Source organism: Gluconobacter morbifer G707, assembly GCF_000234355.1.
GTDB classification, from domain to species: domain Bacteria; phylum Pseudomonadota; class Alphaproteobacteria; order Acetobacterales; family Acetobacteraceae; genus Gluconobacter; species Gluconobacter morbifer.
Genome location: NZ_AGQV01000001.1, coordinates 318,838 through 343,436, shown reverse-complemented (window position 1 = coordinate 343,436; position 24,599 = coordinate 318,838). Strand labels below are relative to the sequence as shown.

General features: G+C 61.6%; 23 protein-coding genes and 1 pseudogene. 14 read left to right on the top strand and 10 right to left on the bottom strand.

What is annotated here, in order from left to right; translation table 11 throughout:
* Nucleotides 1-59 precede the first annotated feature (59 nt).
* Nucleotides 60-1,337 (top strand): MFS transporter, encoded by a 1,278-nt coding sequence (locus GMO_RS01505; protein WP_040507337.1) that lies wholly within the window; start codon nt 60-62, stop codon nt 1,335-1,337.
* Here GMO_RS01505 and GMO_RS01500 read toward each other — a convergent pair.
* The 3 genes from GMO_RS01500 to GMO_RS01490 all read right to left on the bottom strand — a co-directional run bounded on the left by GMO_RS01500 (nt 1,334) and on the right by GMO_RS01490 (nt 4,364).
* The gene (locus GMO_RS01500) at nt 1,334-2,941 is read right to left on the bottom strand and encodes an NAD(P)/FAD-dependent oxidoreductase (RefSeq protein ID WP_008850477.1); all 1,608 of its coding nucleotides are present in this window, start codon (nt 2,939-2,941) and stop codon (nt 1,334-1,336) included. The two genes, GMO_RS01505 and GMO_RS01500, sit on opposite strands and share 4 nt — an antisense overlap.
* Complete coding sequence (locus GMO_RS01495) at nt 2,938-3,540, bottom strand: TIGR00645 family protein (RefSeq protein ID WP_008850476.1); 603 nt, start codon at nt 3,538-3,540, stop codon at nt 2,938-2,940. Before GMO_RS01495 ends, GMO_RS01500 begins: the two co-directional genes overlap by 4 nt.
* 242 nt (nt 3,541-3,782) lie before the next feature.
* Complete coding sequence (locus GMO_RS01490; RefSeq protein WP_008850475.1) at nt 3,783-4,364, bottom strand: DJ-1/PfpI family protein; 582 nt, start codon at nt 4,362-4,364, stop codon at nt 3,783-3,785.
* 183 nt (nt 4,365-4,547) lie between these two features.
* Here GMO_RS01490 and GMO_RS01485 point away from each other — a divergent pair, with 183 nt between their 5' ends.
* The 3 genes from GMO_RS01485 to GMO_RS01475 all read left to right on the top strand — a co-directional run bounded on the left by GMO_RS01485 (nt 4,548) and on the right by GMO_RS01475 (nt 8,180).
* Entirely contained in the window at nt 4,548-5,627 is a 1,080-nt protein-coding gene (locus tag GMO_RS01485) for a cation diffusion facilitator family transporter (protein ID WP_040507626.1), read from the top strand.
* Nucleotides 5,628-5,636: 9 nt separating this feature from the next.
* Entirely contained in the window at nt 5,637-6,530 is an 894-nt protein-coding gene (locus tag GMO_RS01480; protein ID WP_040507336.1) for a cation diffusion facilitator family transporter, read from the top strand.
* Between the two features lie 285 nt (nt 6,531-6,815).
* Nucleotides 6,816-8,180, top strand: coding sequence for a chloride channel protein (locus GMO_RS01475; RefSeq protein WP_408734790.1), 1,365 nt, complete (start codon nt 6,816-6,818; stop codon nt 8,178-8,180).
* A gap of 41 nt (nt 8,181-8,221) precedes the next feature.
* Here the strand turns inward: GMO_RS01475 and GMO_RS01470 are convergent, their stop codons facing one another.
* The gene (locus GMO_RS01470) at nt 8,222-9,031 is read right to left on the bottom strand and encodes an acid phosphatase (protein WP_008850469.1); all 810 of its coding nucleotides are present in this window, start codon (nt 9,029-9,031) and stop codon (nt 8,222-8,224) included.
* Nucleotides 9,032-9,224: 193 nt separating this feature from the next.
* On the opposite strand from GMO_RS01470, the gene GMO_RS01465 reads away from it, so the two are divergent.
* Nucleotides 9,225-9,506 (top strand): SelT/SelW/SelH family protein, encoded by a 282-nt coding sequence (locus tag GMO_RS01465; protein WP_040507624.1) that lies wholly within the window; start codon nt 9,225-9,227, stop codon nt 9,504-9,506.
* A gap of 9 nt (nt 9,507-9,515) precedes the next feature.
* Nucleotides 9,516-9,891, top strand: a pseudogene (locus GMO_RS14930) (DUF488 domain-containing protein).
* Nucleotides 9,892-10,434: 543 nt separating this feature from the next.
* Here GMO_RS14930 and GMO_RS01450 read toward each other — a convergent pair.
* From GMO_RS01450 to GMO_RS01440, 3 genes are read right to left on the bottom strand one after another with little or no spacing between them, the layout of a single operon-like run.
* The gene (locus GMO_RS01450; protein ID WP_008850464.1) at nt 10,435-11,475 is read right to left on the bottom strand and encodes a WD40 repeat domain-containing protein; all 1,041 of its coding nucleotides are present in this window, start codon (nt 11,473-11,475) and stop codon (nt 10,435-10,437) included.
* Nucleotides 11,472-12,458 carry a CobW family GTP-binding protein gene (locus GMO_RS01445; RefSeq protein ID WP_008850463.1) on the bottom strand — a complete coding sequence of 329 codons (987 nt, stop codon included), beginning with the start codon at nt 12,456-12,458 and terminating at the stop codon, nt 11,472-11,474. The genes GMO_RS01450 and GMO_RS01445 overlap by 4 nt, the downstream gene beginning before the upstream one ends.
* Before the next feature lie 21 nt (nt 12,459-12,479).
* On the bottom strand, nt 12,480-13,769 hold the full coding sequence (locus GMO_RS01440) for an O-antigen ligase family protein (protein ID WP_008850462.1): 1,290 nt from the start codon (nt 13,767-13,769) through the stop codon (nt 12,480-12,482).
* A gap of 92 nt (nt 13,770-13,861) precedes the next feature.
* Between GMO_RS01440 and GMO_RS01435 the strand changes: the two genes are divergently transcribed.
* Nucleotides 13,862-14,866, top strand: coding sequence for an aldo/keto reductase (locus tag GMO_RS01435; protein WP_008850461.1), 1,005 nt, complete (start codon nt 13,862-13,864; stop codon nt 14,864-14,866).
* A gap of 2 nt (nt 14,867-14,868) precedes the next feature.
* Here GMO_RS01435 and GMO_RS01430 read toward each other — a convergent pair whose 3' ends face one another.
* Nucleotides 14,869-15,951: a glycosyltransferase family 4 protein gene (locus tag GMO_RS01430; protein WP_008850460.1), complete on the bottom strand. Its 1,083-nt coding sequence runs from the start codon at nt 15,949-15,951 to the stop codon at nt 14,869-14,871.
* Nucleotides 15,952-16,167: 216 nt separating this feature from the next.
* Here GMO_RS01430 and GMO_RS01425 point away from each other — a divergent pair, with 216 nt between their 5' ends.
* Nucleotides 16,168-17,793 carry a putative bifunctional diguanylate cyclase/phosphodiesterase gene (locus GMO_RS01425; protein WP_008850458.1) on the top strand — a complete coding sequence of 542 codons (1,626 nt, stop codon included), beginning with the start codon at nt 16,168-16,170 and terminating at the stop codon, nt 17,791-17,793.
* Here the strand turns inward: GMO_RS01425 and GMO_RS01420 are convergent.
* Nucleotides 17,790-17,984, bottom strand: coding sequence for a hypothetical protein (locus GMO_RS01420; protein ID WP_008850457.1), 195 nt, complete (start codon nt 17,982-17,984; stop codon nt 17,790-17,792). The genes GMO_RS01425 and GMO_RS01420 overlap by 4 nt on opposite strands.
* Before the next feature lie 186 nt (nt 17,985-18,170).
* On the opposite strand from GMO_RS01420, the gene mtnA reads away from it, so the two are divergent.
* From mtnA to GMO_RS01405, 3 genes are all read left to right on the top strand, one after another.
* A complete protein-coding gene (gene mtnA / locus GMO_RS01415; protein ID WP_008850456.1) occupies nt 18,171-19,268 on the top strand; it encodes an S-methyl-5-thioribose-1-phosphate isomerase in 1,098 nt (365 codons plus the stop codon).
* A 63-nt stretch (nt 19,269-19,331) separates the two neighbouring features.
* Nucleotides 19,332-19,745: a hypothetical protein gene (locus GMO_RS01410; protein ID WP_008850455.1), complete on the top strand. Its 414-nt coding sequence runs from the start codon at nt 19,332-19,334 to the stop codon at nt 19,743-19,745.
* Nucleotides 19,746-19,799: 54 nt separating this feature from the next.
* Entirely contained in the window at nt 19,800-20,720 is a 921-nt protein-coding gene (locus GMO_RS01405; RefSeq protein WP_008850454.1) for a DUF2272 domain-containing protein, read from the top strand.
* Here GMO_RS01405 and GMO_RS01400 read toward each other — a convergent pair.
* The gene (locus GMO_RS01400) at nt 20,696-21,088 is read right to left on the bottom strand and encodes a rhodanese-like domain-containing protein (protein WP_139064337.1); all 393 of its coding nucleotides are present in this window, start codon (nt 21,086-21,088) and stop codon (nt 20,696-20,698) included. The genes GMO_RS01405 and GMO_RS01400 overlap by 25 nt on opposite strands.
* A gap of 61 nt (nt 21,089-21,149) precedes the next feature.
* Between GMO_RS01400 and GMO_RS01395 the strand changes: the two genes are divergently transcribed.
* The 3 genes from GMO_RS01395 to GMO_RS01385 are packed head-to-tail and all read left to right on the top strand — an operon-like array spanning nt 21,150 to nt 24,556.
* Nucleotides 21,150-22,220 (top strand): cysteine synthase A, encoded by a 1,071-nt coding sequence (locus GMO_RS01395; RefSeq protein WP_008850452.1) that lies wholly within the window; start codon nt 21,150-21,152, stop codon nt 22,218-22,220.
* Between the two features lie 48 nt (nt 22,221-22,268).
* Entirely contained in the window at nt 22,269-22,994 is a 726-nt protein-coding gene (locus GMO_RS01390) for a response regulator (protein ID WP_008850451.1), read from the top strand.
* Between the two features lie 56 nt (nt 22,995-23,050).
* On the top strand, nt 23,051-24,556 hold the full coding sequence (locus GMO_RS01385; RefSeq protein ID WP_008850450.1) for an ATP-binding protein: 1,506 nt from the start codon (nt 23,051-23,053) through the stop codon (nt 24,554-24,556).
* The last annotated feature ends 43 nt before the right edge of the window (nt 24,557-24,599 follow it).

The following is a 24,599-nucleotide window of genomic DNA, read 5'->3' as shown; positions in this document are numbered from 1 at the left end:
CTGAACACACCCTTTTCGTGTGGTTCTTCCCGGGAATCACCGCACAGGACCCTTCCCCGATGACGGATGCCGCAAGCAGCACCGCCCAGTCCCCTTCCCAAAGCTCCTTTCGTACGCTTCTGCCCTACTGGCAGGTCACATTTGCCTCGTTCCTGGGCTGGTTTCTGGATGCTTTCGACCAGACCTCCCTGATGTTCACACTGCCAGACATCGCCCATGACCTGGGCTGCACGCTGGCAGATCTGGGCGCCGTTCTGCTGGGCCAGTCCTTCGGGCGCGCGGTGGGTAACACAGGCTGGGGCTGGCTGTCGGACCAGTATGGCCGCAAACCGGCTTTCATGCTGGGCGTCGTATGGTTTGGCGTCTTTTCTGCCCTGACCGGGCTATCCCATCACTTTTATGTGTTGATGATCGTCCAGTTCCTCTTCGGTATCGGATTTGGCGGGGAGTGGACGGCCTCGGCCGCGCTCCTGATGGAAAGCGTACCGGCCTCGACGCGCCCCATGGCTTCGGCGCTTATGATGTCGGGCTATGAAGTCGGGTATTTCGCCGCAGCCGGCGCGCAGGCCCTGATCCTGCCGCATTACGGCTGGCGGGTTCTGTTCTTTATCGGGCTGGCCCCGGCCCTGCTGGCCCTTTTCGTGCGGGTCGGCGTGCACGAAAGTCCGGTATGGCTCCGGATGCGGGAAGAACAGCGCGCGCAGGCGAGCAGACCGAAGGCCAGTCCGGCGCGCCCGCGTTTCCAGCTTTCCGCCGCAGCGCTCCAGGCCATCGTGTTCATGAGTTTCCTGGAGTTCCAGAAAGCGGCGATCTACACGTTCTATCCCACCATCCTGCGGGGCGCGCATCATCTCACGCCGCAGGCCGTCTTCTGGCCGATCACGCTCTACTGCGTCGGATCTTTCAGCGGCAAGATCTTCTGTGGCTGGCTGGCTGAGCGATACGGGGAACTGCGGGTAATGCTTGGCGCGCTGGTCATCGTCATGCTGAGCATCTGGCCTTTCCTGAGCGCCCCGACATGGTCTCTCCTGCTGACGGCAGCTTTCGTAATGGGGGCTGCGGCCTCGGGTATTTTCGCCCTCGTGCCCCATTATCTGGCGCAGCGCTTTCCATCCGACACACGCAGCTTCGGCATGGGACTGGGTTATGCCCTCGGCTCAATCGGTCAGGGCCTCGCCGCCAAACTGGTGCCGGTTTTCGGCCCCACGGCCATGACGCTTCCCCTATCAGCCGAAGCCTTCGTGCTGGGCTCCAGCCTCCTGACAGGGGCCGTCGCCCTCATCAGGCCAAAAACACTACCGGGCGAACACATGGAAGGCGATGAGACGACGTCCTAAAGGGACGCCGCCAGCCATTCCGCAGCGCGGATGCCGTCAATGCCGGCCGAAAGAATACCGCCCGCATATCCCGCACCTTCCCCGGCAGGAAAAAGCCCTTTCAGCGTCGGGCTCTGTCCATCCCGATCACGGCGCAGGCGGATGGGAGAGGACGTCCGGGTTTCCACGCCTGTCATGACGGCATCCTCCATGGAGAACCCCCGCAGTTTGCGCTCGAAACGCGGCAGGGCCTCGCGGATGGCGTTCGTCACGAAATCAGGCAGGCAGACGGTCAGATCCGTCGGGGTGACGCCGGGCGTGTAGGACGGGACAACAGAACCAAGCGACGTCGACGGACGACCGGCCAGAAAATCCCCGACCCTCTGCGCGGGTGCGCGGTAATTGCCGCCACCGGCCTCGAAAGCGGCCTTTTCCCATCTGCGCTGATAGGACACGCCGGCGAGAACATCGCCCGGAAAATCCTCTTCCGGCTTCACTTCCACCACGATGCCGCTATTGGCGTTACGCTCGGCCCGGGAATACTGGCTCATGCCATTGGTCACGACCTGCCCCGGCTCGGACGTTGCCGCCACGACCTGGCCACCCGGACACATGCAGAAGGAATAGACCGACCGGCCGTTCGAAGCATGATGCACCAGCTTGTAATCCGCCGCTCCCAGCAGGTCGTTACCGGCGTTCGTTCCGAAACGGGCGACATCGATGACGGACTGGGGATGCTCGATCCGCACCCCTATGGAAAACGGCTTGGCATCCATGGCGACGCCACTGTCGCGAAGCATGACGAACGTATCACGCGCGGAATGCCCCACGGCGAGAATGACCCGCTCGGCCGCCAGCGTCTCCCCTGTGGACAGGCGCAGCCCACGCAGGCGCCGGTCTTCGCCCTCGCCTTCCGTCTCCAGCCCGTCCACCCGCGTTTCGAAGCGGTACTCACCGCCCAGACGCTCGATCTCGGCCCGGATGAACATGACCATCGAAACGAGGCGGAACGTGCCGATATGGGGCTTGGACAGATACAGGATCTCTTCGGGCGCACCGGCCCGCACGAACTCCTCCAGCACACGCCGCCCCAGATGGCGTGGATCGGACACACCGGAATAGAGCTTGCCGTCCGAGAACGTCCCTGCCCCGCCTTCCCCGAACTGCACATTGCTCTCAGGCGTAAGAACGGCTTTCCGCCACAGGGCAAAGGTGTCCACCGTGCGGGCACGCACGTCCTTGCCGCGCTCGATGATGATGGGCTTCAGTCCGGCCTGCGCAAGCGTCAGGGCCGCCATGAAACCGCACGGCCCCGCGCCGACCACGACCGGTCGTGGTGCGCCTTCCCGCAGATGCGCAACCGGCAGCCGGTACCGGGTATCCGGTGTCGGGCGGATATGCTGATCCCCCTCGTGGGCGGCAAGAACGGCGGCTTCGTCCCGAACGGTACAGTCGATGCTGTAAACCAGAACGATATGCCCCCTTTTGCGGGCGTCATATCCCCGGCGGGCCACCGTAAAGGTCTCAAGATCACTCCCGGGAATACCCAGCCGCGTCAGAATCGCCGCGTGCAGGGCCTCTGGTGTGTGATCCAGCGGCAGGCGCAGTTCTGTCAGGCGGATCATACGTCGTGACTGTCAGAAGAAGCCGGGTCAGCATGGTGCGTATCCGGAGATCCCTCCATGATCCGGTCCATGATGGCCATGAGCACACCCGAGACGACAAAGGCGAGATGAATCCCCACACTCCATTCCAGCGAACGGGTGGAGGTTTCATCCACGCGGATGAAATCGGCCAGGACATGGATCGCGGACATGGCGACGATGGACGCCATGAGCTTGATCTTGATGTCTCCGAACGTCACATGCCCGATCCAGCTCGGATAGTCTTCATGCTGACGGATATCGAGGCGGGACACGAAGTTCTCGTAACCGGAGAACATGACGATCAGCAGCAGATTCGCCAGCAGGACCAGGTCAATCAGGTCCAGCACGCCCACGAACACATCGTCGAAATCCAGCCCTGTGGCTTTCAGGAGGAGATGGAACAGCTGCTGGAAGAACTTGAAGGCTACCAGCAGCAATCCGGCCGTCAGACCGAAATAGAGCGGAGCCGCAATCCAGCGTGTGGCAAAGAATGCCCGTTCCATGAGCTTTTCAGCCCGGCCGAAACTGCCGGAATGGCCAGCCGGTCGCGGGCCCTGCGGAGAATGAGAGGTCGTCATGTCCTTTTTCTACGATCTTGAGAGCTTTTCCGCCAATGCCCTTTGCACCGGATTACAACGGACGCCCCTAAAAACATGGCATGTCTCTCAATCCCAGCCGGGAAAAACCGGGAACGCTGACAGGCCCGGACCGTCATCAAGGCTTCACACCGCCCTTTATTCCGCAGGAGCAGCCCCATAAACGGCCGGGGCCTGAGACTGCCTGTGCCCCCCACGACAGACATGGCCGGGCCAACCATGCATTACACCGTGATCTGCGTTCCCAGAACCTTCAGGAACTGACCGATCCAGGCCGGATGCGCGGGCCAGGCAGGCGCCGTCACGAACTGGCCGTCTGTCACGGCACCATCCATCGGCAGGGCCTGATAATCCGCCCCCGCAAGCGTCACTTCCGCACGGCAGGCAGGATAGGCGGAGATCTTCCGGCCCCGGATAACATCCGCCGCCGCCAGGATCTGCGCCCCGTGACAGACCGCCGCAACAGGCTTGCCGCTTTCGACGAAGGCCCGCACAAGCGTCAGGACGGTTTCATCCGTGCTCAGCTGTTCCGGCATCCGCCCACCGGGAATGACAAGCGCATCATAGCCATCCGCCGTCACGCCTTCATATGTGGCGTTCAGAGTGAAGTTATGTCCGCGCTTTTCCGTGTAGGTCTGATGGCCCTCAAAGTCATGGATCGCGGTGACCACCTGCTGTCCCGCCTTTTTGCCCGGCGAAACCACATCCACCCGATGCCCCACCATGACAAGCATCTGGAACGGCACCATGATCTCGTAATCCTCCACGAAATCACCTGCCAGCATGAGGATACGTTTTTCAGCCATTCTCGGCCTCCCTGTTTCCGTTCGTGAGGACCGCCCCGCTCCCGCCACGCGGACGGGGCCGGGCCGCAGAAAGACAGCAGACCACAATTTCAGCCATGACGGGAGGGGACATCAAGGAACAGGTGGGAGAGCAGATGCATTTGCAGTATGCTCCAGCCCTGCCTTCCACAGCCTCACCCGGACATGACGACAGATTCTCATTCAGCCTGCGCGCACGACCATGCAGCGCATGACCATTCCCATGATCACGGACATGATCATTCCCACGACCATCACGCCGGTGGCGGGAACGATCACGCGCACGATCATATTGACCACGGGCATGGCGACCATGGGCATGACCACGATCACGGGCATTTCGGATTCGGCCATCACCACACCCATGCTCCGGCGAATTTCGGCATGGCGTTCGCCATCGGCATAGCCCTGAATACCGTTTACGTGGTCGGTGAAACGCTCTGGGGCCTGTGGGCGCATTCGCTGTCCCTGCTCGCCGATGCCGGACACAACCTGTCGGACGTGATGGGCCTCGGCGCGGCCTGGCTGGCGGAAGTGCTCGCACGGCGCGCGCCCACACCGCGCTTCACTTATGGTCTGCGCCGTACAACCATCCTGTCCGCACTGTTCAACGCCGTGGTCCTTCTGCTCGTAACGGGTGGGATCATCTGGGAATCCATCCTGCGCCTTTTCACCGACCAGCCGGTGCAGGGCGCCGTCGTCAGCTGGGTCGCGCTCGCCGGGATCGCCGTCAATGGCGTGACGGCGCTGCTTTTCATGAAAGGCGCATCGAAAGATCTGAACATCCGTGGCGCCTTCCTGCACATGGCTTCGGACGCCATGATGGCATTCGCCGTCGTGATCGCAGGACTGCTGATCCTGTGGACGGGCTACACCATCATCGACCCGATCATGAGCCTGTTTGTCTCGATATCGGTCGTGATCGGAACATGGTCCCTGCTGCGCGGGTCCGTGGAACTGTCCCTGGACGCCGTGCCGACAGGCCTGAGCGCCCCCGAGGTGGAAACGGCCCTGCTCGCTCTCCCGGGTGTCAGCGGATTGCACCACCTCCATATCTGGCCCATGAGCACAACTGAAACGGCGCTGACCGTCCATCTGGTACAGGACGAAACGGTTCGCATGACATCCGACGATCTCATCGGCGAAGCGGCCCGCATGGTCAGCGAGCGGTTCGGAATCCTGCATCCGACGTTCCAGATCGAACGGATCGCAGCATCCTGCGACAGCCATCAGACCTGCTGCTGAGGACATGTCATGACTGCGACACGAATCAGGGTGGCTTTTGCTTCCCTTGGGGTCAGCCTGGTCGTGCTGGCCATCAAATACGCCGCCTATGCCGCTTCCGGCTCCGATGCGCTCCTCTCGGACGCCATCGAGACGATCCTGAACGTCATCGCGGCAGCGGGCACGCTCTGGGCCGTCTCCGTCGCGGCCCTCCCCGCGGATGAAAACCACCCTTACGGTCACGGCAAGGCGGAATATCTTTCCGCCGTGATCGAGGGTGTCCTGGTTGTCCTGACCGCCATCGGCATTCTTTTCATCGCCATTTACGACTGGTGGCACCCGGTTCCCGTCTATGCGCCTTTCCGGGGCATCGCGCTCAATGCACTGGGCGGACTGGTCAACCTCATCTGGGCTCGGGTGCTGATCGGCGTTGGCAAACGCCAGTCCTCACAGGCCCTCCAGGCTGCAGGTGATCATGTCCAGTCGGATGTCTGGGCGACGGTCGCCCTCGTCTTCGGCGTGTCCCTTATCCCCCTGCTGGGCTGGAACTGGCTGGATTCCGTCCTGTCCGGACTGGTGGCGCTCAATGTCCTGCGAACAGGCTTCTCCATGATGCGCCGCTCCCTATCCGGCCTGATGGATGAAGCCCCCGCGCCGGAGTGCATGGATGAGGTCCGGTCCGTCATTTCCAGCAGCGCCGGCGGTGCGCTCGAAGCGCATGACCTGCGCATCCGCCGCGTCGGGGCGCTCTTCTTCGTGGAGTTCCATCTGGTCGTTCCCAGCGAGATGAGCGTCCATGACGCCCATGAAATCTGCGACAACGTGGAGTCCGCGATCCGAAAGGTCCTGGGCCGCGCTTCAATTCATATTCACGTCGAACCGGCAGACAAGGCCAAGCATTCCGGCGCGCTCGTCCTGTCCTGACCCGGGAAAACGGGCCGTCTGCCTTTCAGATCCTGTGTGTTTTTTGTCACAATCCGTCATTCCTTGGCCACGCCCGGGGAATACCATGAAGAACCCTTGACCCTCTTCATGTGTTACTGGCAGGAGCGGAACATCAACGCGCGGATCTGACCCGGGCGTATCTTCCGTTGCCCGACCATCCTTCCCGGACGTCTCCCATTGGCCGATACACCGCCTTCTGCTGATTCTTCCCGTCCTCTTGGACATGTTTCCTCGGCCCATGCCCTGCGCCGGAAGGACAGGGTGCTGTACCTGCGACGCTCGGCCCGCATAACGACGTCGCAGTGGAAGCGGGCCGCTGTCTACTGGTTCGGCGCCATTCTGGTGGGAGTCGTCGCCGTCCTGTTCGCAAGACTGGGCGACTGGGCAGCAGGCATCCGCGAACGCATCGTGCTCTGGCATCCGTGGGCCATGCTGATCGTGGCCCCAGCCGGTCTCGCCTTCATCACGTTCCTGACCCGGACCCTGTTCAAGGGCGCACAGGGATCGGGAATTCCGCAGACCATCGCCACGATGCACATCGAGAATTTCGCGGTTGTGGACAGGGTCCTTTCCCTGCGGATCTCGATCGGCAAGATCCTCCTGACCTGCTGCGGCCTGATCTGTGGCGCGTCCATTGGCCGTGAAGGCCCCAGCGTGCAGGTTGGCGCCTCCATCATGCATGCCTTCTCGCGGCTGCTCGGACAGTCGAACGTCGCGGCCCGGCGCAGCATGATCCTCGCCGGGGGCGCAGCCGGCATGGCTGCCGCCTTCAACACGCCGCTGGCCGGAATCCTGTTCGCCATCGAGGAACTGTCCCACTCTTTCGAGCAGAAAGCCTCGGGCCGCACCCTGACCGTGGTTGTCCTCTCCGGCGTGACAGCCATCGCCCTGATCGGCAATTACACCTATTTCGGTCACGCGGATGTGGACGTTCCGGTTGGAACCGCCTGGATCGCCGTGCTGACCTGCGGGATCCTGGGCGGACTTGCGGGAGGCAGCTTCTCGGCCATCGTCATCAAGGCATCCCGCGGTCTGCCGGGGCCGGTCGGACGCTTCGCCGGCACATGGCCGATCCTGTTCGCGGCGATCTGCGGCTTCCTGATCGCCCTGATCGGACTCGCCTCCAAGGGTGCGACCTATGGCACCGGCTATGCACAGGCCCGCGCCATCTTCAGCGGAACGGAACACTATCCGGCGTCATTTTTCCTGCTGAAATATTTGGCGATGATCGTCTCCTACTGCTCCGGCATTCCGGGAGGAATGTTCGCGCCGTCCCTCGCCATCGGCGCCGGTATCGGCGGCTGGGTGGAACAGTTCCTGCCGCACACCACCCCAGGCGCGGTCGTCCTGCTCGGCACGGTGGCCTATTTCTGCGGCATGGCCCAGTCTCCGCTGACGGCAACAGTCATCGTCATGGAAATGTGCGACAACCAGCAGGTGACGCTGGCCCTTCTGGCGACATCCTTCCTTGCCTTCGGCGTCTCGCGCATGATCTGCCCGCACTCACTCTACACAGCGCTCGCGGACCGCTTCATGGAAGCTACGGACCGGGCACGACATCACTCCAAACCCGCGGCGCAACAGCCACCGACACTCCCCGCCTCCACCACGTCTGTCACCTCGAACTGAAGAGACAGACCGCTGGCGGGACAGAAAGCGCGTCGGCTGTATCATTCGGACAGGATGGAATGAGCGGCAGCATCCTCTTCGACCGCGCATGTCGCCGCATCGGGTGCGGAGGGCGAGGACGCCTGTGCCAGCAGTTCCCGACGGGCCGCTGTCAGATCATCCTGAAGGGCCGGATCTGACAGCAGGGTATCCATCAGCGATGATGCATTCAGGAAACCGGCCTGTACGTCAGATTTCCAGTGCGCCCCGCAGACGATCCGGCTTTCCCCAAAAACACGCCCCCGCTGCAGGAAAGCAGTCGCATGCTCGGGCAGGAGACGCGCCAGCAGAAGCGCCATGCCATAACCCGCCGTCGTATGACCGGACGGATAGGAGGCATGCGGGCCAAGTCCATCCGGGGACGTACAGATCGGCAAATTGATTGCAACAAAAGGCCGGGTCCGGTGCCAGTAGTGCTTGGCTTCGGAAGTACGGCGCCCTATCGCGGGCCGCAGACGATCCAGAACTGTCTTCAGATGAGGCGCCCGGGCAAGTTCTATCGTAAAGCCGGCCGCACAGGAAAAATCTCCCACCAGCCGGGCCTGATCAAGCTCGGCATCGCGCTGTGCAAGCTGCCAGCGCGGTGTATCACGCAGGGCCCGGGTCTGCCGGAAGATCCGTTCGTCATCCGCCTGCGCAGCGCTGCCCATGGCAGGAGGCGGCGGCAGAACCTGACGTTCATCAGGAGCTGCGATGGTGAGAGGTGCAACCGAACGGGCCGGCTGCATATCGTGACGCGGCTGGACGGAGCAGCCTGCGAGAACCGTTACACAGAAGAGCAGAGCCGTTGACAGGGTTATGGAAGATTTCATGTGCGCGCAGACCTCACGGAACAGGATGACAGGTCGCCGTCATAACAATTCCGATCCCAAACCAGAACGGTTTTTGCCATGGCCATTTTATGACATCTGCTCCGGCTGCCTTTCCGCCCGGAAAGGGTTTATGACTGTGCCGACAGGCCTGTTCCCCATTATTGGCAGGACAGGAATTCAAGGAGGCTCTTCCATGACTGGCACGGCTCCGCGGGTTTCAATCCGCTACTGCACACAGTGCAACTGGCTCCTGCGGTCCGGCTGGATGGCCCAGGAACTCCTCTCCACCTTCGGACAGTCTCTCGGAGAAGTCGCCCTGCTCCCGGATACGGGAGGAGTATTCGAAATCCGCGTCAATGACGAACTCGTCTGGGAGCGCAAACGCGATGGCGGCTTTCCCGGCCCGAAAGAACTGAAACAGCGGGTGCGTGACGTCATCGCGCCCGAGCGTGACCTCGGTCATACGGACCGTTGAAACAGTCCCGTGTTCCACACCATTCATCTGCGCCGCGTCTATGATCCCCAAACCCCACAGGACGGCTATCGCCTGCTGGTTGACCGTCTCTGGCCGCGTGGTGTCCGAAAAGACGCCCTGGAAATGGATGAATGGGACAGGGAGATCGCCCCGACCACTGACCTGCGGAAATGGTTCCATGCCAATCCCGGCTCATTCCCGGAATTTTCCATCCGTTACCGGGGAACTACGGCACAATCCGGACGGCGTACAGAAAATCCTTGCCCGGCTCCGGCAGGAGGATGTCACGCTGCTCTATGCCTCACATGATCTTCAGCATAATCGTGCACGGGTCCTGAAGGATTTTCTTGAAGCCGTGATTACGGAGCAGAACAGGGAACCGTGAAGCATTCATGGTAAAAGATATTACCCGGGAACTGAACGATATCTGGAATTTGAAAATTCCGGAACGCGATACCATCGTCAAGGCACTGTCCCACCCACTCATACAGGACGATACACGCTCGCAACTGCTTTCGGATATCGCCTCCCGAATATGCAGCATCTTCATGGAATCGCGCCTTCTGTATCTGGATTCCCTGCATATGTACCGGAGAAGGCACAGATTTGCCCTCAAATCCCGCCTTTTCAGCAAATGGGGAGAAGGAGTGCGCTTCTGGTTCGGGCGGGGCCATGAACACGACTCTTACATCATATGCCTCGTATGGAATGACAGGAACGACCCCCTCTCGATCCATGCGGCGTTCCTGACGTCTCCGTCCGAAGTGCTAGCCCTCTGCCCGGAGAAAAACCGCAAATATTCTTTCAGAATCACTCTGAAGGCCTTGCGGGACGCATCAGCCAGAAGCCGTCCCCGTGTTTCAGGGATGGTTTTGCCAGAATGACAGGGGAGAAATCTTTCCGGAGAACCATCCCTCAGGGTGTGGCGTCAGGCAGACTCTGAAAGATCCACCACGCCAAGGACGCCATCTTCCGTCCCGAAAATGATACCACCGCCCTGCGGTGTGAAGGCCAGGGCGGTTACGGGGCCGCGCCTTCTGTCCTGACCGGAGCAGAGCGGCAGGACACGCTCGCCATTTCCTCCCGTCTCCGCGAGAACCACGGTTCCATCCTCGAAACCGCCCGCCACGATATCCTCCGCAGGATTGGCACAGACAGCCGTCACGAACATGTTGGGCAGGCGCGCCAGTTCCCTCGGGGCCTTGCCCATTGGACCGCCACCGAAGAAAGGCCACATCACGATGGAATCCGCCCCCGATGTCGCCAGCCACTTACCATTGCGCGTAAAACTCATGGAGCGGACCTGTTTCGGATATCCGCTCATGCGCATGTTGTGCCCATCGGACAAACGCCAGCCATGCAGATCGTTTTCCTGCATGGACGTCACCAGCGCCTCGCCGCCCGGATGAATGGTGATTCCGATATGGCTGCCTTTCCATTCGAAAGGCCGCACGGAATCCACCTTTGCCTGCACGAACCACATGGAAGCCCCGTTGTAATGCGAGGCGGCTACGCGCTTGCCCTTGGCGTCAAAGGCGATCCCCGTCACCGTAGAGGGATGTTCGAGCGTCTTGAGTGTTTCGCGTCCGGAAGCCGGACGAATCTCCAGGGTCTTCCCTGTCGAAAACGCCAGATGCTGCGGGGTTGTCGCCACACAGTCGATCCACTTTTTCCCTTCATGAAGGGTTTCGATCCGTCCGTCAGCGAATGTCCGGATAAGCTTTCCGTCCTCACCACCGCTCAGAAATGAATCCGGGCCGCAGTCCTGCGTAAAGGACAATGCGCCCTCATGAGCCAGAACCACGGTCCAGGCATGCTGGTTTCGCAGTTCGTCACGGGGAATCAGGATGATTTCGCCATCCGCAGTGGCTGCGGCCAGCGTCCGGCCGTCACGGGAAGACGCAGCCCCGATGATGGGGCTGTCAAATACCTTTTCCGAGCCCCGGTCCTCGATCAGTTCCCGTGTCATTCCGCAATGCAACTTTCAAAGCCACGACGCAGGCGCGGCCGGTTGAGGTTGTGACCGATGAAGACCAGACGTGATTCTTGGCTCTCCCCTTCACGGAACGGGCCGATGAAATCACCGTCCGCCATCATGTGAACGGCCTGAAATGCGAAGCGCTGGTTTTCCCCCTTGAAATGCAGGATGCCCTTGGAGCGCAGGATATCCCCGCCCTGCTCCTGAAGAAGCGCGCTGATCCATGCCTGAAAGCGCCGCTGGTCAATCGGCTCTTTCACCGACAGGGAAATACTGGTGATCCCTTCCTCATGGGAATGATGATCGCTTTCAAGGAAATCCGGCATCGTCGCCAGGGCACGCTGGAGATCGAAACCACCACGGTCGAGGATATCCGTCAGCTTCACACCGCCATGCTGCGCTTCATGGATCGGGGCAACGGCGTTGATCTGCCGCAGACGGGCAATGATCTCCTGCCGCCGCGGTTCATCAGCAAGATCCACCTTGTTGAGGATAATGACATCCGCAAAAGCCACCTGATTGACCGCCTCGGGGCTTTCATCAAGCGTCTGCATGACGTTGAACGCATCCACAACCGTCACGACCGCATCCAGGCGGGCCTTTTCGCGGATGCTCTCGTCCACGAAGAACGTCTGGGCCACCGGAGCCGGATCCGCCAGACCGGTGGTTTCGACGATGATGCCGTCAAAACGGCCGCGACGGCGCAGCAGCTTGCCGAGAATGCGGATCAGGTCCCCGCGCACGGTGCAGCAGATGCAGCCATTGTTCATTTCGAAGACTTCCTCGTCGGCATCCACCACGAGGTCATTATCCACGCCGAGTTCCCCGAACTCATTGACGACAACGGCATATTTCTGGCCGTGTTCCGCCGTCAGGATATGGTTCAGAAGCGTGGTCTTGCCGGCGCCAAGAAAGCCGGTCAGGACGGTAACGGGAATGGTTCCGGCATGTGCCGGGTCACTGTTGCTGGACATGGAAACCTCCGTAATCTGGCCTTACGATATAGGCCGCCGGTCCCGTGCTTGGAACCCGCCCTCTCCTTTTCCTTCCCGATAGGCCAGCCCCAGGCCCAGCAGAAGAAAACCCCATCCGCTCAAGGGCAGGTTCAGGAAGTCGGACGAAGACGCGATGGGCCATTCCTGAATAAAGACGGCGGCAAACAGCCCGATCAGGATGGCAGGACCATTTCGTCCGGGCCAGAGCGCCTTCAGCCAGCAGGCCACCATCAGGACGAACAGGATCAGGCCCGGAATGCCCGCATTCACCAGGGCCTGAAGATAATGGTTGTGCGGATGCTGCACACAGAGCGACAGCCAGCCCTGCTCCGGCACCATCGTGGACAGCCCCCGTACGCCATGGAACGTGGACGGCTCCGCACAGTGATGGCGGTAACCGTCATAGCCCCAGCCAAGCAAGGGATGACGTTCGGCCAGAACCACGGAATGCGTGTAGATCTCGCCATAGGCGGACTGGCTGAAATGGGTGAGCTGCTGCCGGGCCAGCAGAACAAGATGGGCGAAGCTCCGGGGGGAGAAAATACTGGCGGCCAGCATCATGACTGGCACCAGCCCTGCCGCGAGCATGGCCGCCGGGCGCATGGGCCGATAGAGAAACGCACAGACCCCGATCCCCAAAAGGGAAAGCGCAAACGGCATTCTCTGCCCTGCCAGAACCATGGTCCCGACTGCCAGCACGGTCGCCGCGCAGAGACCTGCCGTCCGGGCCATGCGACTTTTCCATCCCTCGATCAGCGTGCATCCCAGCATGAGCATCGGCAGGACAAGCCGGGAAAGGGGAGCAGCCGCCCGGGGATGGGTATAAGGCCCCGTCAGCGTTCCATCCCCGAACCGGGGCACGCCGAACAGGTTTCGCCCAAAGACGGCCTGTACCAGCATCTGGAAGGCGATATAGGCCCCGCACGCACAGGTCACCCACAACACGCGCCGCCGCCAGACGGCATCACGCAGCACCCAGCAGCCGAGGGACGCCGCCGCCAGCGGAAAACGGATCGCCGCCAGCGCCTGCCCCAGCGCCCCATGCCCCGGCGAGACCCAGAGCGTGCACAGCACCTGCCACCCCCACCAGCAGAATGTCGCCGCCACCCATGGCTCACGCGCCCAGGCCCAGCCACCTTCCCGACGCCCCGTCAGGAGGGAATTCAGCAGAAGAAGGACCGCGAGCATATCGAGGTCCGCCTCCCCCAGACCGCGCAGATGCGTCAGGGTCAGAGGCAGAATCACCGCGGCCCATTGGGCGATGCGCAGAAGGCGTGAAGGGTTGCTCATGATGTTTGTGGATGAAAGGTTTCACCTTCGTATGCAACCACCCGGAGAGGCATGCGCTTTTTTGACACCGACCATTTCTGTTGGAGAGATCCATGAGCAGCAGCGATACCAACACCATCCGTATTCCCGGCATCGACACGCCCGTCTCCCGCGTGGCGCTTGGCACCTGGGCCATCGGCGGATGGATGTGGGGTGGACCGGATGACGACAATGGCGTTCGCACCATTCACCGCGCCATCGACGAGGGCATCAACCTGATCGACACGGCTCCGGTCTATGGTTTCGGACACTCCGAGGAAGTGGTCGGGCGCGCACTGGCCGAAAAACCCGGCAAGGCGATGATCGCCACGAAACTGGGACTGAACTGGAGCGGCGACGGCGACAACAAGAAAGTTTTCCGGGATTCCCGTCCGGAGCGCATCCGTCAGGAAGTCGAGGATTCCCTTCGTCGCCTCCGCGTCGAGACGATCGATCTGGAACAGATCCACTGGCCGGACGAAAAGACCCCCATCGAGGACTCCGCCCGGGAGCTCCAGAAGCTCCACAAGGAAGGCAAGATCCGCGCGCTCGGCGTCAGCAACTTCTCGCCGGAGCAGATGGATATTTTCCGTGAGGTTGCCCCGCTGGCCACGATCCAGCCGCCGCTGAACCTGTTCGAGCGCACGATCGAGAAGAGCATCCTGCCTTATGCCGAGAAGCATCATGCGGTCATCCTGGCCTATGGCGCGCTCTGTCGCGGGCTGCTGACCGGCAAGATGAACAAGGACACCACCTTCCCGAAAACCGACCTGCGTTCCGGCGATCCGAAATTCCAGAAGCCGAATTTCGAGCATTATCTCGCCGCGGTCGCCGATTTCGAAAAACTGGCCGAAAAGCGCGGCAAGTCCGTCATGACCTTCGCGGTCCGCTGGGTACTGGATCAGGGACCGGTCATCGCACTGTGGGGTGCCCGCAAGCCGGAGCAGGTCTCGGGCGTGGGTGACGTCTTCGGATGGCATCTGACTGCGGAAGAGAAAAAGGCCGTGGATGAAATCCTCGCACGCCATGTTCCGAAAGCCATTGATCCGACCTTCATGGCGCCTCCCCTCCGCGACTGATCCTATCGGCCGCGGGCATCCACGGCAGCCCGGCGCAGGTCCAGCAACCGCGCCCGGGCTGCCTCCATGCCGAACTGCGCCGCTCGCCGGCGGGCTTTCTGTCCCAGCCCAACCCGCAGTTCGGCATCCGCCATCAGGCATGACAGGGCATCTTCGAGTGCCCCCGGTTCATCCGGCACCGCCAGAACGGCGGCATCTCCCACAACATCGGGAAGCGCACCAACCGGCGAGGCAATAACGGCCGCGCCACATCCCATGGCTTCCAGCGCCGTCATGCCAAAAGGCTCCGGCCAGCGGCTCGGCACCACCACGATGGAAGACGACGTCATGGCGTCCAGTACGGCTTCATGAGGTTGGTATCCCGTCATGCGCACGCCCTGAGCCGCTGCCTGAGGCCGCAGTTCCGACAGGAAAGGGGTCTCCGGTGAATCCGCCCCAAAACGGTCCGCTCCCATGATAACGGCGTCCCAGCCCGGAAAATGCCCCCGGACCGCCCCCCACGCCCGCACAAAAGCATCCGCACCCTTGTCCGATACGACCCTCCCGGCAAACAGAACAGATGGTCGACGTTCCCGGGGCGCAGGAAGCTGCATCAGGTCCAGACAGTTCGGCTGGATTTCAACGCGGATATCCTGGCTCCCCTCCGTGAAACGCTCCGCCAACCAACGCGATACGGCACAGACCAGCACGCGGCGGGCGAGATCCGCTCGCCGGGCGGGCGTCCGGGCACCTTTCATTCCGCGGGGATCATTGTGAAAGATCAGACGGACAGGCGCGAAACGTGACAGGAACTGCGCCAGATCGGGACGGTTGTGAACCTCCACCAGTGATGGCTGGTACTGTCGGATGGCCTCAAGGCAGGCAAGGCCGTACCGGAACATGCGCGGAAAAGGCCACCGGGTCAGCCGCAGCCGATGGAACACCCCGCCCGGCAGTGACGCTCCCTGTGTCCCGGCGTCCCGGGTTCCGGTGCCACAGATGATGTCTCCCGGCTGCGCAAGGCGGCTGACCAGCAGGGAAATCGCCCCGGCATGTGTGTCTGTGTACTGTTCGCGCGGTGGCAGAACTGTCAGGACCGTCGACAAGGATTTTTCCCAATCAAAACGATTTGAAACATTTTGTTTCCAAGATCATTCCTCGCAGCTGCATATATTTCCACTTTTTTAATAATGCCTCCGTCATTCTCGCGCATACCAGCGGGACCAGACATGCGATTTTCACGTATCCAAGACATGCCAGCATCAAAGAGTACAGATCCTGTGGCCAGTTCCAGACCATCTGATCAGGAGAGAGCCCCCGCCGTGGCCCGTCTCTCCATTACCAGCCTTCATGACATTGCCTGCGAAGGACTGGCCATCCTGCGTCAGGGACGGGTCGTTGAAGCCAACCTGCCTTTTCTTTCCCTTTTTGACTGCCCCCTGAAAGATCTTCCGCCCCTCACGGACTTTCTTCCCGCCGCCCTGACCGCTCCACCTGACGGACAGAACCGCGCTGCCCTGCTCTACCGTGTTCACAACGGAATCATGGCAATCCATTTCCGGCTTTACGCCATCTGCTGGCAGCAGGATCTCTGCATGGCCCTGGCGATTACCCTTTCCTCCCCGGATAAAAAACCATCCCTGACCGACCCTGCCCGGCATGATCCGGTCACGCATCTTCTGGTCCGGGAAGATTTCAACGAGCAGGTCAGGACCTTCTTCCGCAACAGGCTTGACCGCAATCCCGCTGGTGCGCTGTTTTTTCTTGATATCCAGCGCTTCCACACCATCAACGATTTTTATGGCCAGTCCGCTGGAAATCGTGTCCTTCAGACTCTGGCCAACCGCCTGCAGGATGCCCTGCCCGATACATGCCGGATGGGACGCATCGGGGATGACGAATTCGGCGTTTTCTGCCCGCTCCCCTATGACAACCCCGCACAAGCCCGGCATATCGCCCAGACCATCCGGGATGTCTGTCACAGCCCTCTCGATCAGGGAAACGAACGCCTCCATCTGACGGTCAGGATCGGATACTGTCTCCTGCCCCACGATACCGCCAGTTTCGACATGGCCTGCCATTATGCGGATCTGGCCCTTCAGGCAGCCAAGAAAAACCCCACCCGGGACTGGATACATTTTGAACCCGGCATGGCCAGACGGGCGAGCGCACGCTCGGAGATGGAGCATGATCTGCGCACGGCCCTGACGAAACAGCAGTTCTTTCTCGATTTCCAGCCCATCCTTGACCTGCGGACCAGCAGGCTCAAAGGGGTGGAAGCCCTGCTCCGCTGGCATCACCCCGTCCACGGCATCATTTCGCCGCTGGATTTCATTCCCGTCGCAGAAGACAGCGGTCTGATCGTGGCCATCGGCCGATGGGTGCTGCTGGACGCCTGCCGTCAGGGGCTGCTGCTTCCCCCCGATACGGGCATGGCCATCAACATTTCTCCCATCCAGTTCCAGAACGACGATTTGTACGCAGTCGTCCTGCAAAGCCTTCAGCAGACCGGCTTTCCAGCCAGCAGGCTGGAACTGGAACTGACGGAGAGAATTTTTCTGGAGGCGGACCAGAAGAATCTGCGGACGCTGGAAAAAATCCGCGCCCTTGGCGTCCATATTGTCATGGATGATTTCGGCATCGGCTATTCGAGCCTGAACTATCTGCGGCGCTTCCCGTTCGACTGCCTCAAGATTGACCGGTCCTTCATTCAGGACATGATTCAGGATGACCGGATCCGCTCCATCGTCGACGCCATCCTGCATCTCGCGCAGGCACTCGGCATTGATGTGGTAGCCGAAGGCATCGAGGCGCCTGAACAGCTCCACGCCCTGCAAACGACGAAATGTCAGACCGGACAGGGCTTTCTTCTGGGATGCCCCGGCCCTCTCACGAACCTGATCTGCCTCTTCCCGAACAACCCCACGAAAAGCGGTCCCAGCTCTTAGTAAGAAGGCGACTTGCGCTCTGCTTCAAGGCGCCGACGACGGGCCTGCTTCCGGTTTTCCCGAAGACGGCGGTACTTTTCGACCGCACTCATCGCAGGACGTTTCCCAAAAGACGCTTCACGGGACCCTTCTTTCGGCTTTTCGTCCTGAAGGTCGGCAGGGTCATTACCTTCTTCCCTGTAAACTGCCACCGTGCTTTTACCTCCAGAACAAACAGGAATGGGTTCTTGCAACATATCCCCGAGAGAACCGGGGCGCATACAGGAAACATGAAAAGAAGTCCTTGAGTTGGATCAAGGGATCACTCACATGCAGGCCCTGCAGCAGGATCATTCTCCGCTTCCGTCCGCCCGCATCCCTTCAGGAGTTTGCACGCTTTGAAAATCAACGGTGTTTCCTATCGCAGCATCTGGCGTCCCGCGGATGACGCCCAGAGCATCCGCATCTTCGACCAGACACGTTTTCCCTGGAACGTGGAGATCCTTGCCCTGAGGGACGCCGGGGCAGTCGCACATGCCATCCGGACAATGCAGGTGCGTGGCGCGCCCCTCATCGGGGCGGTCGCGGCCTACGGGCTGGTGTTTGCTCTTCAGGAAGACGCATCCGACGCCACGCTCGCAAAAGCGGCGGAGGATCTTGTCGCCACACGTCCGACAGCCATCAACCTGCGCTGGGCCATCGAACGCATGGTCCGCCATCTTTCTCCCTTCTCCCCCGCCGAACGCGTGGCCGCCGGATATGCCGAAGCCGACGCTCTGTGCGACGAGGACCTTCAGGTCAACGAAGCGATCGGCCGTCACGGGCTGGAACTGATCCGCGAGATCTGGGACCGCAAGGGCCGACAGGGACGCGTCAACCTCCTGACACACTGCAATGCAGGCTGGATCGCCACGGTGGACTGGGGAACGGCACTGGCCCCCATTTACATGGCGCATGATGAAGGCATCCCCGTCCATGTCTGGGTGGACGAGACGCGGCCGCGCAATCAGGGCAGCCTCCTGACGGCCTGGGAACTCGGCAGCCATGGCGTTCCCCATACCGTCATCGTGGATAATGCCGGCGGTCATTACATGCAGGCTGGCGAAGTGGACATGGTGATTGTCGGCACGGATCGCGTGACCGCGCAGGGCGATGTGGCCAACAAGATCGGCACCTATCTCAAGGCCCTGGCCGCGCATGACAACGACGTGCCGTTCTGGGTGGCCCTGCCGTCCTCCACCATCGACTGGCGGGTCCGTGACGGCGTGAAGGACATCCCGATCGAGGAGCGAAACCAGAACGAGGTCCTGTTCATGACAGGGCGAACGGACGATGGACGCCCTGGTCACGTCCGCATTACGCCAGAGAACAGTCCAGCCGCCAATCCGGCCTTCGATGTCACCCCGGCCCGCCTCGTAACCGGCCTCATCACAGAGCGCGGACGCTGCGATGCTTCGGAAGCGGGCCTGAAGGCGCTGTTCCCCGACGGCCAGTAAGTCTTCCGCAACGTTACATTTTGCAATAAAAGGCATTCTTTCTTTTGCCGGAGTGCCTTTTTATTGCAACCGCCTTCCACTCCTGCGTTCCGTTCTGACCAGCTGCCCCGCCGATTTCGGATCCTGCGTGTTCTTCTGGCGGCCTATGCCATCGCGGGACTGTATGTGTGCCGCTTCATTCCGGCTGCCAGCCTCGGGATCGGCATGGCGATGTCTGACAGACCGGACAGGTCGCTCTTCTGCAGGATTAGCCTGGGCTATCTATGGGCGCTTCCCGTCATCTGCGTGGCCGCGCTCGTCCTGTCAGGTCTGACGTTCAGGATTTCAGTGCGGCGCGCACGGATCTTCATCCTGATCCAGACTCTCCTGCTCGGGATATGGAGCCCGCCGATCCTGCTTGTCCTGCTTCTGAAAGTCTGGAGCCAGGTTCTGCTCGCTCACCTGACCCAGCACCCCCTTCCCCACTCCCATCCTTGACGCCCCGCTCTTCTTGCCGTTCAAGATGCGGGTACTACAGACACCCCCAAGAGGATGATCGTGTCAGACTCGCATCTTTTCTGGCGAACAGCTGCAACGGCTGCCCTGTTCGCACTGACCGGCTGTGCCAGTCAGAACAGTGTACGCCAAACGCCAGCCCGTACGCCCAACGCCCAGTATGCGAACGGCACGACCGGCCCCGTAGGCTATGACAGCCATGTTCCGGATTTCGCGACGCGGAATTTCACGCCTTTCAACCGGCAGGATGTCACCGCGATCGCATTGCGGGAATGGCGGATGTTCGGTTCACCCGTTTCAGACGACGACCCCGAGAACCGGCCCGAGCCAAGCGATCCGGCCCTGAAACCGGAACGTCTGCCCGGTCTGTGGCAGCGGGTCGGAGAATACTGGTGGATCGGCCAAGACCCGTATGAAACGGAAGTCGGCTGGACGGGCAAGACCAACGCGGACGGAACGCGCTTCGACATGAACAATGACGGGCATTACGCCTGGTCGGCAGCGTTCATTTCCTATGTCATGCGGGTGGCAGGCGCGAATGAGCGCTTCCCGTATTCTCCCAATCATTCGACCTACATCAACGCAGCCGCCAGCGGTCAGAGCCCCGGCCTGACGGCGCATGATCCGGGCAGTTACGCTCCGAAGACCGGCGATCTGATCTGTGTCGGCCGGGGACGCAGCAAAAGCATCACCTTCGCCATGCTGCCAACCTCCTACGGCTTCCCGTCTCATTGCGGCATTGTCACGGCCACCGGTCAGAACGCGCCGCCTTTCGGGCGCGAACTGAGCATCGTGGGCGGCAACGTCGATGACGCCGTTGCCCTGACGCATGTCCCGACCGATGCCAACGGAATGATCGCCGACGGCTCAGGCCACAGCTACGACAGCCGTTACCCGTGGCTCACCATTCTGGAAACCCATTACGACGCGGATCAGGAGCCCGACAGCGGCATGTAAGTGGAGGGCAGACCACCGGCACGCCAGCCCGTGCCGGGACCATGCCTGTTTTCAAAACCGTCCACGATATTCGTCACATCGCCATACCCGGCATCCTGCGCCAGCAGTGCCGCGTGATGGGAACGCATGCCGGAGCGGCAGAGAAACAGAAGCCTCGTGTTCTCATCCGGCACCTGCTCACGTAGCGCCGCCACGAACTCCGCCTGCCGGTCCGGCAGCCAGGTCAGACAGATCAGCGGACTGGACATTTTCTCAGCGTCCGGAAGCCCCACATCCCGCCATTCCTCCGGGGTGCGGACATCAACCAGAACACATTCCGGCGCGTTCTCAAGCACATCCCACGCCTGTTTTGCCGTCAGAACCTTCATGACACCCTTCCTCATCCACGCAAAACGCGTTCTATAATTCTCTCAGCACAGGAGTGAACGTATGACCGACATCCCCCATTCACGCCAGCCTGTCCTCAACGGATGGCAGACCCTTTCTTCCGACATGACAGCAGCCATCGGCGGCACGCCGCTGATCCGCCTGCGCCGCGCTTCGGAAGAAACGGGATGTGACATCTATGGCAAGGCCGAGTTCATGAACCCCGGAGGATCGGTCAAGGACCGGGCGGCTCTGGCCATCATCCAGGACGCCTTTGCACGCGGCGCCCTCAAAAAGGGCGGCACCGTCGTGGAAGGTACGGCAGGCAATACCGGAATCGGCCTGACCCTCGTGGCGCAGGCCATGGGCTGCAAGGCGGTTATTGTCGTCCCGGAGACACAGAGCCGCGAAAAGCTCGATTTCCTGCGCATGATTGGTGCGGACCTGCGCCTTGTTCCAGCGAAACCGTATCGTGATCCGGGCAATTACGTACATGTCTCGCGCCGACTGGCGGAAGAAACCGGGGCGTTCTGGGCCAACCAGTTCGACAACACCGCCAATCGCGAAGGGCACCGCACCACGACCGCACCGGAAATCTGGCACCAGACACAGGGCAAGGTGGATGCCTTTACCTGCGCCTGCGGAACGGGCGGCACGCTGGCGGGGATCGCAATGGGCCTGCGCGAACAGGCAAAGGCCGCCGGAAAGACCGCGCCCCGCATTGTCCTCGCTGACCCGGAAGGCTCCGGCCTGTATGGCTGGGTGAAGTCCGATGACCTGAGCATCACCGGCAGTTCGATCACGGAAGGCATTGGCCAGTCCCGGGTGACGGCCAACCTTGACGGCTCCCACCCCGACGATGCCGAGCGTATTCCAGACCCCGAAGCGCTGAAGCAGATTTTCGAATTGACGGCGGAGGAAGGTCTCTCCGTTGGCGGGTCATCCGGCATCAATGTTGCAGCAGCCATCCGGACCGCAAAAAAACTTGGCCCGGGACATACAATTGTTACAATCCTGTGCGATGGGGGGGCACGCTACCAGTCCAAGCTGTTCAACCCGGATTTCCTGCGGAGCAGGAACCTCCCGGTCCCACCTTGGCTGGATCAGGAACATACCACCAGTGCAACGGCATGACATGTAATGCCATTGCACGACACAAATGGTTTTGAAGGTGTCTAGATCATGGCCACGGACTCGCTGCCACATCTTCTGATCGTGGACGACGACCGCGAAATACGGGAACTGCTGAGCCAGTTCCTCGAACGCAACCATTTCCGCATCACGGCGGCCAGGGACGGGCGAGAAGCCCGCAAGGCCTGGGCCAACGGTCATTACCAGCTTGTCGTTCTGGACCTAATGCTGCCGGGCGAGAGCGGGCTTGAACTCGCCCGCTGGCTCCGCACGCAGGACAACGTTCCCATCATCATGCTGACCGCCATGAGTGACGAGACGGACCGCATCATCGGGCTCGAGTTCGGGGCCGATGACTACGTGGCCAAGCCCTTCAACCCGCGTGAGCTTCTGGCCCGCATCCGCGCCGTTCTGCGGCGCACGGTGGATGCCACGGAAAAGCACCAGAGCGCCGACACACGGAAAATCCATTTCGCCGGTTGGTGCCTCGACCCGGTGCGCCGCCGCCTGCTCAACCCCGAGGAAGCCGAGGTATCCCTGACGGGCGGGGAATATGACCTGCTCATGGCCCTGCTGGAGAGAGCGAACCGCGTCCTGACGCGGGACATGCTTCTGGAACTGCTGCGTGGCCGTCAGGCCGGACCGTTTGACCGCGCCATCGACGTTGCGGTCAGCCGCCTGCGCCGCAAGCTGGAGGATGACGGCCGCAACGCGCAGGTCATCAAAACCGTCCGGGGCGGAGGTTATGTTCTGGCTGCTGAAGTGGAACGTATCTGATCCCCCTTCACCTCCTGCCCCGCTCCCTTGTCGCGCGGACCAGCCTCGTTCTGATCGTGGGGCTGGCCGTGGTCGAACTGGCAGGTCTTCTCATTCATACCGCGGACCGGTTCGATCTGGCCGAACGCAGCCAGATCCATGAGGATCAGGTCCAGGTCTTCTCGATCTACCGCACCGTGGCGGAAGCCCATGCGGAAGACCGTCAGGCCGCCATCGAGGATCTGCATCTTCCACCCAACTTCACCGCCCTGCTGCTGAAGCAGCCCGACCCCCTGTTTCCCACCCATCCGGTCCCCTTGCCGGCTTTTCCGCCGGGAACGTTCGCTCATGGCCGGAACCCGGCCCCAGCCACATCTCCCCCTTTTTCCGGCCCACCGCCCATGAACGGTGGGCCTTTTGCGCCCCGGATGGGGGAACCACCAGGCGACTTCATGATGCCACCTTCCCCCGACATGCAGGGACCGGGTCATCTGTTTTCGTTTTTCGGCGGCCATGCGGGGCCCCCTCACGGCATGCCGCCCTTCATGCGATGGGCGATGCTGCCCTCTTCCCTCTACCCGCGTGCAATGCGCATGGGGCAGAAGGCCCGTACCCATTCCACATCGCTTCTTTTGCCGGACTGTGACTGCTGGGTCGTCGTGCGGTCCGTCGCGCCGCTGCCCAATCCCCTGGGATCGCCGACCTTCCTGTCCGCCTTCATGCTCATGTCTCTTGCAGGGAGCGCCCTGATCGTCTGGGCCACGCGCCGGATGATCGCCCCGGTCACGACCCTGGCCAATGCGGCCGAAGCGCTGGGCCGGGACGTCAACACCGCAGCCCTGCCTGAAACCGGACCGTCCGAAATCCGCCGCGCAGCCATCGCCTTCAACACCATGGCCACTCATATCCGCCGTTTCGTCACGGACCGGACCCTGATGCTGACCGCCATCGGTCATGACCTGCGCACGCCCATCACGCGCCTGAAACTGCGCGCGGAATTCATTGACGATGACAATCTGCGCGACAAGATCCTGGCCGATCTGGATGAAATGGAAGCCATGGTCGCTGCAACCCTGGCTTTCGGACGGGACAGCGCCTCGAACGAACCGGTCGTCTCGCTGGACCTGCGCGCCCTGCTCCAGACCATCGTCGATGAAGCCGCCGAAAGCCGCCCGGACATGGCCGAGAACCTGTTTTACGAATCTCCCGCCGTGCCCGTCCGCATCCGTGCCCGCTCCGTCGCCCTGAAGCGGGCCCTCAACAACCTGATTCTCAATGCCCTGAAATATGGCGGCAGCGCACAGGTGACCCTGCTGCCCGCGCCAGCAGCGTCAGCCCGGAACAAAAACACCCCTTACGTCCGGATCATCATTGAAGATAACGGCCCCGGCCTGCCTCCGGATGAACTGGAGCGTGTGTTCGAGCCTTTTGTGCGCGTCGAGACCAGCCGTAACCGGGAAACGGGGGGAACGGGCCTCGGCCTCTCGATCGCCCGGACCATCCTGCGGGGACAGGGGGGCGACGTCCGGCTTGAAAACAGACCGGAGGGCGGCTTGCGGGTCCTTGTGACACTCGCCGCCTGACGCGTCCTCCGGTCAGGAAAAAGACCTGACAGAAAGCAGGCCT